Source organism: Candidatus Obscuribacterales bacterium (assembly GCA_036703605.1).
GTDB lineage: Bacteria > Cyanobacteriota > Cyanobacteriia > RECH01 > RECH01 > RECH01.
Window position 1 is genome coordinate 1 of the sequence record DATNRH010000710.1, and the last position, 11872, is coordinate 11872.

Here is an 11872-nt window from a genome sequence, read left to right on the forward strand (position 1 = left end):
CATTCGCTGATAGAGATCGGCTTCTGTCCAATGGCGCTTATCTGCTTCAATATGGGTTAAGGCACCCATGAACGTCCCGTCAGGATTGGGGGTGCGTGTCCAGGTATGGGATTTATCCAAATGAGTATGAATATCCACAAAGCCAGGAAAGACGAGCCCCTCTTGGAGATCAATCGATGGCTCCTCGATCTCACCGCCGCTGGGACGAAGATGAGCGATCTGGCCATCTTGGATATGCACATCGAGGGCGACTAGGTCTTCCCAAATGGGGGCGGCGGCCAGGTGGGGAATGACAGGGGCGATCGCTTGGTCTGGGTCGCTGAGCAGGGCTTGAGGAACCCTGGCATTCCGCAGCCAGTAGGATGGGGTTTCAGGAATCATGGATGTTAAGACTCTTGGGTCATAGCGCTTTCATGCCAGTGACGTAGACATAGATCCGATAGGAGGGTGAGGGTCACAAAAATGACGACGCCGAGACCAGTAGTGAGGATCAGGGCTGCGAACATGCGGGGAATTTGCAGGTTATAGCTCGACATCAAAATCTGGTAGGCAATGCCCGATCGCTGCCCCCCCGTACCGGCCACAAATTCTGCCACAACGGCACCAATTAAGGCTAGCCCACCGCTAATGCGCAATCCTCCCAAAAAGTAGGGCAGAGCGCTGGGTAGGCGTAGATAAATCAACGTCTGCCAGCGGGAGGCATTGTAGAGCTTAAACAGATTGACGAGATTATGATCGGCACTTTTTAGTCCCAGGGTCGTATTGGAAATAATTGGAAATAGGGCAATAATCCAAGCGCAGACCACGAGGGCCATGATGGTATTATTTCTAAACCAGATAATAATCAGCGGGGCGATCGCTACGATAGGTGTGGTTTGTAGAATAACAGCATAGGGAAATAAGCTGCGTTCAATCCACTTACTTTGAGCAAATAAGATAGCAATGAGTAATCCCGAAATAGCGGCGGCGATGAAGGCGATCGTGGTAATCCGCAGGGTCACCATCAAGGACGGAAAAAGCTGATGCCAATCTTGGATCAGGGTAGTGAGCACCAATGAGGGAGCTGGTAATAGATAGGGCGGTGTATCGGTGAGCCGGACGGCTAGTTCCCAACCTATCAACACCAATATGCCGACGACGACGGGGGCAATGACTTCGCTGGAGGTGAGCCAGGTCAATATCTGGGGGCGATCGCTGCGGGGCTTCCCTTGAGCAGATGGAGCGGATCGGGTAGCCGGGTCGGTGTTGGACAGGGGAGGAACAGTCATAGCAGACCATCGAGCAGTGAAAAAATCATACAGGATACGCAGGAGGCCCTGGGGATGGAACCTACGGATACCTTGCCTCAGGCAGAGGTTTTGCAACTCTAGAAGAGCCACAACGAAGTAGCGAAGCAGCATGGCGGCTAGTCTCAATGCGGGTGATTAGGGCTGACGCAGGTCGGCTAGGGGCGGCATTCCCAGGGAGGCTTCGGCAAGCTGCTGGGCCACGTCACGACAGTAGTTGTTGAAGAGAGGAGAGGTGCGAAAAGCGTCGTTGCGAGGATAGGGGGCATCAATGGCAATGTCGGCGATAATTCGTCCTGGTCGTGCTGCCATAACGATCACTCGCTGGGAGAGGTAGACGGCTTCGTAGATATTGTGGGTGACAAAAACAACGGTCCAACGCTGGGTTTCCCAGAGGTGGAGAATATCGCTGTTCAAACGACTGCGGGTCATTTCATCCAGCGCCCCGAAGGGTTCGTCCATCAGCATCAGACTGGGTTGGGTGACCAGCGATCGCGCAATCGACACCCGCATCTTCATACCGCCGGAGAGCTGGCGAGGGTAGGCGCGTTCGTAGCCCTGGAGGTCAACCATTTTCAAGGCGTTGGCGATCGCTGCCTCGGCTTTTGCCTTAGGCACGCCGGCCAACCGCAGCGGCAGCCGTACATTATCCTGCACGGTGGCCCAGGGCATCAGGGACGCATCTTGAAACACAAAGGAGAGGCGATCGCGGGATAGGGCATCGCCCCATTCCACGGTGCCGTTGCTGAGGGGACTGAGCCCAGCCATCAAGCGCAGGACGGTACTTTTGCCGCAGCCCGATGGCCCCACCAAGCTGACAAACTCCGTGGGGGCGATCGCCAAGTTGACATCGTCTAGGGCAACTGTGCCGTTGGCGTAGGTTTTGCCCACATGGCGCAGACGAATGGCAGAAGGAAAAGTCATAGCCAAAAGGGATGAAACAACAGCGGGCGATCGCTCAGAACAGGGGACATGATCACCTTAAGGTTAGAATGCCCAGGTTACGCCTTGCTTGTTCGCAAGGGAGCGATCGCCTCCCTAGGTCTCCACGATGCTAGGAATTCAGGTAGTAATCGGTGCCTTTGTTCACAAAGTCGAGGGTAAAGGCCTGGGTATAGTCGAGATCGGCGTCATGGATGCCCGCTTCTACCAACGACTCAAAGAAGGTCTGCCAGCGTTCTTCAGTCATGGCACCAATGCCTAAGGTTTCTGCATCGCCGGATAGAACGATGCCATACTCCTGCATCTTTTCATGGCTATAGGCCAACTGCTCGTCCGACATTTCTGGGTTGTCTTGCTTGATCAGCTCGTTGGCCGGAGCCGGATCCTCGAAGTAGCTATACCAGCCCTTGATCGACGCATCCACAAAGCGCTGCACCAAGTCAGGATCACTGTCTACCAATTCGCGACGGGTTTCGATAGTGGTGGCGTAGGGGTTATAGCCATAATCAGCGAGCAGGAAGACGACAGGGTCGAAGCCACCTTCCTGGGAAACCTTTAGCGGCTCGGAACTCAGGTAGCCCTGTTGGGCGGAGGTGGTGTCGGCTAGGAAGGGGCCGGGGTTGAAGTTGTAGGGACGTTTTTGATCCTCGGTGAAACCATACTTGGCTTCCAGAAAGGGCCAATAGGTGACGTTGGCGGCCGATGAAATGAAGATGGGGCGGCCCTTCAGGTCTTCGAGACTGGTCACGCCGGTGTCGGGATGAGCCAGCAAGACTTGGGGATCTTTTTGGAAAATGGCGGCCACGGTAATTTTAGGAATGTTTTCGGCTACCGCTGCGATCGCATCGGAGGCATAGCCCATAAAGAAATCAATGGCACCACCCATGAGCAGTTGGGTGCCATTCACCTGAGGGCCACCCATTTGAATGGTGACGTCGAGTCCATAGTCTTCATAAATGCCGGTGGCAACGGCTTGATAATAGCCGCCATGCTCCCCTTGGGCATACCAGTTGGTGCCAAAGGTAAGTGGGGTGAGGTCGCCGCTGGCTGCTGCCTCAGGAGCCGCTTCAGGCGTCGGCTCGGTGCTGGTAGGCTGGTTACCGGTGCAGGCTGCCAAGACGCTAGTGCCAAGGGTGATTGCACCATATTGCAGCAACCGCCGCCGACTCAGATGGACGATGCGACGACTGGGGTACCACAAATCACTCATGCTCTGTCTCCTAATGCGCTTGCCGCTTCGCTAGATTAATTGTGTTTATTCTAGAGTCTGATTTTAATTCTCGCTTAACCTGCAAGCTGTTGCCTAAGCAGCAAGATGCTAGGTAATGGGGGAGCGATTGCCCCTGCTAATGCGATCGCAGCTCTTTAACTCGATGGATCACCCAGTCCATCACCTGATGCCCTAGGCGCACATCATTGAGGCGATCGATTTCTCGAATGCCGGTGGGGCTGGTGACATTCACCTCGGTCAAGTAGCCGCCGATGATATCAATGCCGACAAAAAACAAGCCGTCTCGCTGCAGGGTAGGAGCCAGTTGGCGACAGATATCCAGCTCGCGATCGGTGATCTCTACCGCCGCCACCCGACCGCCCACAGCCATATTGCCGCGAAATTCTTTGCCGGTAGGGATGCGGTTGACTGCGCCAATGGGATCGCCGTTCAGCACAATAATCCGCTTATCGCCCTCTTTGGCCGCAGGTAGATAGGTTTGCACCATGACCGGATACTGGCCGCGCTGGGTGCTGATTTCGATGAGAGAGTTGAAGTTGCGATCGCTCGATTCCAAAAATAAAATGCCTTCGCCAGCTTTCCCGCCCAAGGGCTTGAGCACACCCGCCCCCTGCTGTTCCACAAAGTCACGGATCACGTCTTTATCGCTACTGACGATGGTGTCGGGAATCGCCTCGGTGAACTGCAGGGCATACATTTTCTCATTGGCGGCCCGCAACCCTGCCGGGGAATTCACCACCAGGGTCTGGCTCGGATCCACCGCATCGAGCACGTAGGTGGCGTAGAGATAGGGAATGGTCACGGGCGGGTCTGTGCGCATGAAGACCGCCGCCATCTCCGTGAGCGGCAGACGCTGGCGATCGCCTAGGGTATACCACGGTGTCGCCGCCACCCAGCGACCCTCCACCAAGTCCACGGGGGTCAGTGTTACCGGGGTTAGGGTGGCATAGGCTTGCCCACCCGCCACGCTGAGCTCTGCCGCCGTGGTCACCCATACGTCATGACCCAACTGCTGGGCGGCTTCCATGAGCGCCACGCTGGTGTCATGGCCCGGATCAAGGCGCTCAATCGGGTCGATGATAAATGCAAACTTCACTGGGCGATTCTCCGCGCATGAAACTCTGCACTGCACCCTAGCGATGCAGTACAGCAGTCAGTGTACTACGTACTACGGTTGAGACTTAGGCAACTTGCAGCATGGTATCGAGTTGCCCTTGGCGTTCGAGGTCATGCAGGTCATCGCAACCGCCCACATGCTGGTCGTTGATAAAAATTTGGGGGAGCGATCGCCGGCCGTGGGCCCGAGCTGCCATCTCGCCCCGCGCAGCTTCGTCGCCATCAATACAGAATTCGGTGTAGTCAATGCCCTTACGCTCCAGCAACATCTTGGCCCGAATGCAAAAGGGGCAAGTACTCCAGGTATAGATTTCAACCGTTGCAGTCATGGCATGTGTCCTGCGAAATTAACATTTCTTCAATATTAGTCTAGAGCATGGGTCTCGGGCCAGGCTAGCGGGCCGGCTCAGTGGCCAGAATAGCGTCCAAAATCGGAGCGCTGCCAAACCGAATCACGTCAGTACAGGGCAATTGGGTTTCGTCCTGCACATCAGCGATCGCCTGTCTGGCATCAGACTCCGTCAAGCCAAAGGTATTCAAGGCCACGGCGACGATCTTGGGAGCTGTAAACGCTCCGCCCGCCGCTGCCACCGCTTCGTAGATCTGCACCACGCTAGATAGGGGCGGAATCAACACCTGGGGCAGGTTGTGAATATGGGTGAGACCAGCGCGGTGGACTAAAACCAGATGGGTGGGCTGGCTGCCCCGCAGCAGCGGCAGGGTAGCGGTGGAGGCGGGGTTAAAGAAAGAGCCCTGGCCTTCAATCCACACAAGATCGCAATCTTGCCCCTGGGACAACACCGCCTGCTCCACAGCACCTGAGGCAAAGTCAATGCGCACGGCGTCTAGAGCCACGCCGCCATAGCCCAGCATCAGACCCGTTTGCCCGGTGGCCACAAAGGCCGATCGCAATCCCGTAGACAGGGCCGCTTGGTGGAGTTCAATGCCGGCAGACATTTTGCCCACGGCCATATCCGTACCCACGGCGAGAATTCGCCTGCTGGGGAGCGATCGCGCCTGCCCGCTGCCCACCGATAACCCCTGGGGCTCACGGCGCACATCCCAAATCCACTGGGAAGGCGTGAGTAGCGATTGCAGCTCTGGATCATCCGCCAGGCTGGTGTGTAAGCCATTCACCACCGATAGACCAGCGGACAGAGCGGTCCGCACTTCTTGACGCAGTGGTTCCGGTAAGCTTCCCCCAGAGGGAGCAATGCCGATGGCTAAAACGTCGGGCTGATAGGCGAGGGCATCGTTGACCGAGGCGACGATAGGCGTGGGACGTTGAATGCCCGTCCAGTCTGCTAGGGATTGCCCAGCGGTTTGGTGGTCAATCACCACGACCACTGGCATTTGTCCGTAGCGCAGGAGGGAAATGCCGGTTTTGCCTCGGCCAGTTTTGATGCCGTCGTGCATCAGGATGGCCACTCGATGCTGAGGGGTGAGCATAGCTGGGTTGCTTGAAGGAAGGAATAGATGACGCTTCGATGGTGAGGTTAGGCGATCGCTAGATCCACAAGGGGCGATCGCTCCACCCCTAGGCCTGGCTGATTATTGGGGCTGAGGATTCCCTCCGTAAGGGTTGCACCCATAAAGGGATCATCCACAAGATTGAGATGGCTATCTAAATCTAAATGGGTGGCAAAGGGGGCCAGTTGGGCGGCGGCGGTGTTGGATAAACTGCTGTCGGAATAGCAGCCCAGCATAATCTGTAGACCACAGGCTCGGGCGGTATGCACCATGCGCAGAGCTTCGGTGAGACCGCCTGACTTCATCAGCTTGATGTTGATCCCATGCACCCGATCGGCAAGGGCAGGAATATCGACACTGGTGAAGCAGCTTTCGTCTACAAAAATGGGCAAGGGCGATCGCTCGTAGAGCATCGGTAAGTCAGCCTCCTGTCCGGCATCCAGGGGTTGCTCCAGGTAGGTGACGCCTCGTTCCGCCAGCCATCGGCTCATGGTCAACGCATCGGTCAAGCTCCAGCCGCCGTTGGCATCGACGCTCCACTTTAGACCTGGAGGGGCGATCGCCTGTAGGGCAGAGAACATCGCCTGATCAGCATCAAGTCCTGCAGCGTTGCCCAATTTGACCTTAACGGCCCCCACCGGCGCAGACTGTAGCCAATGCTGCAATCGCTGCTGGGCCGCCTCCGGGCTGCTGATGCCAATGGTGACAGAGGTAGGGGGAATCTGATGGCGATCGCCTCCCCAAAGTTGCCAAATCGGTAGACCGATGCGCTTGCCGATCCAGTCATGGCGAGCCATATCCAGGGCCGCTCGGGCCGCCGAAGGCAGAGCAACTTGATCCATCGCCTGCTCCAAAGCCATGAGATCAAAGGGCGATCGCTTGTCTAGGAGGGGAGCCAGTCGGGCTAGCCCGGCCGTTAAGTCCTCCGTAGTTTGGTGATGGTCACCGATGGAAAACGGTGCGGCCTCCCCCCAACCCTCTAGTCCATCGGCCCTAAGCCGTAGCCATAGATTGGTGGAAGTAGAGGTCGTGCCCCGGCTAATAGTTAAGGCAAATCGTTTATGAACGGTAAAGGTATCAACTTGAATCTGCATCGCTGATGGAGCCTAGCCCGGATGGCACAATGAACAGTATGGATGACATTGTATAGTGAGGCTGACTCATCCCAGCCTGTCCAGACTGTTTGTATAGGTTGGGGCAGACGGTTTCGCTTGCTTGATTCTTCATGCCCTGATCAATCCAGCAGTGGTTTTGGGGCATGGGGTGGCGGCTTGCCCAGCTTTTGGGTAGCGTTGAAGATTCAAGCGTTCATTCTGCCCTCAGACTAGGGCAAACTACCAGCAAAGTGTGAGGCAACGATAAGGTGGATGCTAGATTAGATCGACTAGAATCAATTGTTCAACAAATTGGCGAATCTGTGATTGCCACCTCAGAAACCGTCGAACAAATGGCTACGCGTGTAGATACGCTTGCAGGGCAGGTTCAGCAACAGGGATACCAGATTTTTGCCCTCAGCGATGCCATCCAAACCCTGGCCGAAAACCAAGATGTGATGCTAGAGCGGCTCGATCGCTTGACCGATTCCCTACAGCGGTTGGTGGCTGCCATTGATGATGAGGCCCATGGCTAACCGGCCTGTTCATGGCCTGTGAGATAAAACCAAGTGACGAGGAGGATGCAACTTCAATACACTGTGATCTGGATGTGAATCTCGCCAGCGACCCGTTGCCGTTGTTCCGAGGTCGATTGTTTCGAGGTCGAGCGGTGGCTGCGGCTGAGATCAGTAGTTTGACGTGATCTCAATCAGGACGCATACCCCGCAATAGGACACACTTTAGGATAGGTTGCCGACGGTCGGCACTAGAGACTCCTCGGTTGATGTTATGCCCTTCCCCCGGGCTTGAGACCGATGTAAAACAGCTTTTTTAAGGATTCATGCGTTATGCCATTGGCTGAGGAATTGATGCAAAGCTGGCGATCGCGCCTCGAAGCCGATTGTTCAGACCAGCCCCCTGCTAGCCGAGAAAGCATTATCCGGTGGCTCTTTGGTGCTGATTTAGAACGGTTTGATTCGTTCGGTCGTGAGGATCTGGCTATTGCTCAGCAGGCCATGGATTATCGCTACCGGATCTTGCAGCAGCGCTATCTACGGGTACACCAGGCGCAGGCCTACAAGCAACTGCTACAGCGCCTGGGCAGCCTATTCCTGATTCGCAGCAAAATTCGCACCTGGGTGGCCCTGTCCCGCGATCGCCACCGAACAGTCATGGATGTGCTGCAGGAAGTCATCCAAGAAATGATCCAAAGCGATCGCTACATGGGTCAGCAGATGCGCTGGATCTCAGAATGCACCCCCAGTTCTCGTCTGCGCAATGCCTTAATGTTGGCCAGCGTTGAAGAATATTGCCTGCGGCCCATTCGCAATCAACCCCTGCTGGTCTACCGGTTTGTGAACTATCTGCGGCGATCCCAGCGGGCCGGGATGACCCAAGTGCCGTCGGGAGACTTGATCCGTCTGGTGTCAGAAGAGATCACGCCCGATGATTCTGACAATCCAGTCAGCTTACTGGATAACCAAGCGATCGCCGACTATCAAGATCAGCAGGTTTGGACGGAACAACAGGTGCTTCGGGATCAGGTCAAACATCAGTTTGCCGACTATCTGCGAGAACAGGTGGATCCCTTAGCAGCTCAATGGTTAGAACTCTACCTAGAAGGACAGTCCCAGGAAGCGATCGCAACCATGCTGAAGGTGCCCATCAAGCAAATCTATCGCCTCCGAGAAAAAATTAGCTATCATGCCGTGCGGGTGTTTGGGCTCAAGCACAACCCCGATATGGTCATGGCTTGGCTGGGCACATCTCTCAAGGAGCATAGTTTAGGTTTAACGCCAGAACAATGGACAATCTACTGGGATGACCTGTCACCCACCCAGCGCCGTCTGCTAGAACTATTAAAAGCCGATCAAACCACAGAAGCGATCGCGAAAGCCTTGAATCTACGCACCAATCAAGTGGTGGGAGAATGGAGCAAGCTGTACCTCAAAGCTCAGGAACTGCGCGCCAGCGGCTAGGCCCACCGAACAGTTCTGTCCATGGAGGCATGTATTCTGCTCAATGTCCCTTAGAGTGTTAGGAGGAGATTGCACGTGGGTTGGGCTTCATGCTTAAGAACAGAAGGATTTCGCCACCTCAACCCGCTAATCCTACCCATGCTAAACCATCCATCACTATGTCACTCTAAAAGCAGACTGTTGCTGGAGTTCCGCTCATGTCTCCTCCAAGCGATCACTCAGGGTCAAAATCTACGGGAAATAGCTACGAGCTAGTTTTGTCAAATTTTCCAGACGATCTAGCTAGTCGTCTGAATGTGGATCAAGTTTTTATCCTAATCGACGGCGTTTTGCCATTTGAAGCCTGCCTATACCATCAGGTTCTACCTCTGTATCTAGAAGGTAGTCGTCTACATCTGGGAATGGTCAGTCCTGATGATCAAACCGCTTCTGACTATGCAAGGCGCATCGTCTCTTATCTCAATTACTCCCTCGTTACCCAGTCTATTTCCTCGGCAGCACTGCAGGCCGTGCTATCGGCCTATCTCAACTACGTGTCGAACCGCCAGACAGGCACCGAGTCTACTGCGGCCCTCACGACTCCTCCTCCGACGGATGATTTTCAGCCACAGCCGTCGGAGGAGGAGCATCAAAGCGATCGCCAAACCCTGATTGTTGATAGTCCTGATGACCTAGAGTCCTTGGATCAGGCACAGTCTGCCATGCCATCCATCGCGCCCCCCAGACATAACAAGACGCCCCCACCCACTATCAGTCCTCCAGTTACGCCATCCCCAGTCGTGCCGTCCCCAAATCCAACTGCGCCTTCTCCAGTGATGCGGCCTCCGACGCCGACACCCTCCGCTGCTGGAGAATCGCCTCCCATTTCCGCAGCGCGGCGGGCATCCCTGCTCAATAACTTGCCGGTTTTGCACCTGAACCCACAGCATCGCAATAGTCCTGTGGACGTTTTACGCACGTTACCGCCTCAACAACTCCTGCAAGAGTTGCTGGGACGCATTTTGGAAGACGGCATTGGGCGTCTATATTTTGAGCGCCAAAGCCACCATGGCCGCGTGCTATGGAGCCAAAATGGCGTCCTGCAGTCCATCATGGATCGCATTGATTTATCCCTGCTGCATGGGCTGGTATCAGAACTCAAGGTTATGGCTCATATGCCCGCTGCACCGCTCCAAACCCCCCAGCAAGTGGAGATTGAACGCTCCTATCAACAAAATCGCATCCTCCTGCGGTTTCGGGTGATGCCCTCCAAGCATGGAGAAGAGGCGACGGTGCAGGTATTACGGGGAGCCGCGCTCAAGTTTTATCAGCAGCAGCAGCTTTCGCGACTAGGACGAGATGCTCTGAGCATTGCCAAGCAACTGCAGTTTAAGGTGAATGAAATTCGAGAGCGAGCTTTATCGGAGCCAGGGCTCATTCAAGCTCGGATGGAAGCTCTAGCAAGCCTCAGCGAAATGCTGCGTACCATCGAGCATCAGGTTGAGGATTTGCAGAGCGTGGATCCTCCTAAAGACCTGAACTCAAACTCTGCCAATTCCGAAGAAACGTTTTTCTACGATGCCTAACGCCCGATAGAGATAGCCGATGGCATCCATGGGCTTAACTGCCTCAGCTCTATCGCAGCCGGATACAGGATACAACCAAAACACGCTATACTGAGGGTCGAGTGATTCGGGATGTAGCGCAGCTTGGTAGCGCGCCTGCTTTGGGAGCAGGATGTCGCAGGTTCGAATCCTGTCATCCCGACTTGGCACTATGCCTTTATATTCCAATTGAGCTGTTCTATTGATCGTCCAGCAGGTCATTATTCAGCCTGATTGAGGCGGGTCTGTTAATCCTGCCTAGGCTTTGCCTGTCTGGGCTTGTTGGTTCATCCGGAAGAGCGATCGCCCCGGTGTAAAACCAGGGAATGGTGGTTCTTGACCTGCCGGCATCGGTTGGTGACGGAACTCTCATAGCCGCCACCGCGTCATAGCAACTCAGGGTAGGACAAGTGGTTCAGTTGTCAAGCTGCCAATTGTCTATGATGCTCGTCATCCTTCTCAAAAATTCGATAGGATGATCCAGATCGCTGGGTTGATGTCTTGAGCGATCGCCTGATAGGTCGAATGCTAAAAGCTCAGTCGTGCGATTCGCTGACCGAGTTCATGTTAAATGTTCAATTGTTTTGATAGGAGCAGTTATGAGGTCATTAATGCGTTGGAGTACTGCACTGGGTATCGTTGCTGGATCACTCGCCGGTGCTGTCTTGACGGGCACCATGCCGGCTCTAGCCCTCACCGAAGAACAAGTTATGGAGCGCTTGCGCTCTGTGCCAGTATTCACGATCACCGATGAAAGCGGGTCTCCCCTTGTGGCTGCTCCTGAAAGTGCCACGGAGAGTGGTACAACCCCCGGTGTGCCAGTTGCCGGTGTGTTTATCAGCCAAGATGATGCTGAGAACTTCTTAAACAACCTGCAGAGTCAGAACCCAGACTTGGCTAGCAATGTTCAAGTCGTTCCCGTTTCGCTGGCAGAAGTGTATCAGCTAGCCGTCACTAGCCGTCAAGAATCAGCAGGCGTTGAGTTTGTCTTTGTGCCCATGGTGGCTGAAGTAGAGTCAGCCGTCGATATTCTGCGCACTCAAGGACAAGATGTCAATGAGTTTGAAGGGGTGCCCCTCTTTATCGCTCGCTCCCTAGAAGGAGAAGGGGGCTTCCTCACGATTGAGTCTGGTCAAGAGGCCACAGCTCAAGGAGAACCAGAGCGCTTTAT

The 11872-nt window shown here is 55.0% G+C and carries 12 protein-coding genes and 1 tRNA gene; 5 read left to right on the forward strand and 8 right to left on the reverse strand.

All coding sequences use genetic code 11. The features are described from left to right. From V6D20_14960 to V6D20_14995, 8 genes are all read right to left on the reverse strand, one after another. Nucleotides 1-381: amidohydrolase family protein (locus V6D20_14960; protein ID HEY9817081.1), on the reverse strand; the 381-nt coding region annotated here is incomplete at its 3' end. A gap of 5 nt (nucleotides 382-386) precedes the next feature. Further along, nucleotides 387-1268, reverse strand: a complete 882-nt coding sequence (locus V6D20_14965) for an ABC transporter permease (protein HEY9817082.1) — start codon at nucleotides 1266-1268, stop codon at nucleotides 387-389. 156 nt (nucleotides 1269-1424) lie between these two features. After that, nucleotides 1425-2210 carry an ABC transporter ATP-binding protein gene (locus tag V6D20_14970; protein HEY9817083.1) on the reverse strand — a complete coding sequence of 262 codons (786 nt, stop codon included), beginning with the start codon at nucleotides 2208-2210 and terminating at the stop codon, nucleotides 1425-1427. Between the two features lie 130 nt (nucleotides 2211-2340). Beyond that, nucleotides 2341-3438, reverse strand: a complete 1098-nt coding sequence (locus V6D20_14975; GenBank protein HEY9817084.1) for an ABC transporter substrate-binding protein — start codon at nucleotides 3436-3438, stop codon at nucleotides 2341-2343. A 136-nt stretch (nucleotides 3439-3574) separates the two neighbouring features. Continuing rightward, a complete protein-coding gene (gene gshB / locus V6D20_14980) occupies nucleotides 3575-4555 on the reverse strand; it encodes a glutathione synthase (protein HEY9817085.1) in 981 nt (326 codons plus the stop codon). 85 nt (nucleotides 4556-4640) lie between these two features. Further along, nucleotides 4641-4904: a glutaredoxin 3 gene (gene grxC / locus V6D20_14985; protein HEY9817086.1), complete on the reverse strand. Its 264-nt coding sequence runs from the start codon at nucleotides 4902-4904 to the stop codon at nucleotides 4641-4643. A gap of 64 nt (nucleotides 4905-4968) precedes the next feature. Further along, entirely contained in the window at nucleotides 4969-6024 is a 1056-nt protein-coding gene (locus V6D20_14990) for a DUF1611 domain-containing protein (protein HEY9817087.1), read from the reverse strand. A gap of 47 nt (nucleotides 6025-6071) precedes the next feature. Next, the gene (locus V6D20_14995; protein ID HEY9817088.1) at nucleotides 6072-7139 is read right to left on the reverse strand and encodes a dipeptide epimerase; all 1068 of its coding nucleotides are present in this window, start codon (nucleotides 7137-7139) and stop codon (nucleotides 6072-6074) included. A 353-nt stretch (nucleotides 7140-7492) separates the two neighbouring features. Between V6D20_14995 and V6D20_15000 the strand changes: the two genes are divergently transcribed. The 5 genes from V6D20_15000 to V6D20_15020 form a co-directional block, all read left to right on the forward strand. After that, nucleotides 7493-7675 (forward strand): hypothetical protein, encoded by a 183-nt coding sequence (locus tag V6D20_15000; GenBank protein HEY9817089.1) that lies wholly within the window; start codon nucleotides 7493-7495, stop codon nucleotides 7673-7675. 312 nt (nucleotides 7676-7987) lie between these two features. Further along, nucleotides 7988-9118: a HetZ-related protein 2 gene (locus tag V6D20_15005; GenBank protein ID HEY9817090.1), complete on the forward strand. Its 1131-nt coding sequence runs from the start codon at nucleotides 7988-7990 to the stop codon at nucleotides 9116-9118. A gap of 197 nt (nucleotides 9119-9315) precedes the next feature. Further along, nucleotides 9316-10683 (forward strand): hypothetical protein, encoded by a 1368-nt coding sequence (locus tag V6D20_15010; GenBank protein HEY9817091.1) that lies wholly within the window; start codon nucleotides 9316-9318, stop codon nucleotides 10681-10683. A 107-nt stretch (nucleotides 10684-10790) separates the two neighbouring features. Then, nucleotides 10791-10864 (forward strand) — tRNA-Pro (locus V6D20_15015). A gap of 436 nt (nucleotides 10865-11300) precedes the next feature. Next, nucleotides 11301-11872: Tic22 family protein (locus V6D20_15020; GenBank protein HEY9817092.1), on the forward strand; the 572-nt coding region annotated here is incomplete at its 3' end.

Bases quoted from the DNA above. Each gene is read 5' to 3' on its own strand.
- V6D20_15005 (HEY9817090.1), top strand. From the start codon at position 7,988: ATGCCATTGGCTGAGGAATTGATGCAAAGCTGGCGATCGCGCCTCGAA.
- V6D20_14970 (HEY9817083.1), bottom strand. From the start codon at position 2,210: ATGACTTTTCCTTCTGCCATTCGTCTGCGCCATGTGGGCAAAACCTAC.
- V6D20_15010 (HEY9817091.1), top strand. From the start codon at position 9,316: ATGTCTCCTCCAAGCGATCACTCAGGGTCAAAATCTACGGGAAATAGC.
- grxC (HEY9817086.1), bottom strand. From the start codon at position 4,904: ATGACTGCAACGGTTGAAATCTATACCTGGAGTACTTGCCCCTTTTGC.
- V6D20_14995 (HEY9817088.1), bottom strand. From the start codon at position 7,139: ATGCAGATTCAAGTTGATACCTTTACCGTTCATAAACGATTTGCCTTA.
- V6D20_14975 (HEY9817084.1), bottom strand. From the start codon at position 3,438: ATGAGTGATTTGTGGTACCCCAGTCGTCGCATCGTCCATCTGAGTCGG.
- V6D20_14990 (HEY9817087.1), bottom strand. From the start codon at position 6,024: ATGCTCACCCCTCAGCATCGAGTGGCCATCCTGATGCACGACGGCATC.
- V6D20_15000 (HEY9817089.1), top strand. From the start codon at position 7,493: ATGGCTACGCGTGTAGATACGCTTGCAGGGCAGGTTCAGCAACAGGGA.
- V6D20_14965 (HEY9817082.1), bottom strand. From the start codon at position 1,268: ATGACTGTTCCTCCCCTGTCCAACACCGACCCGGCTACCCGATCCGCT.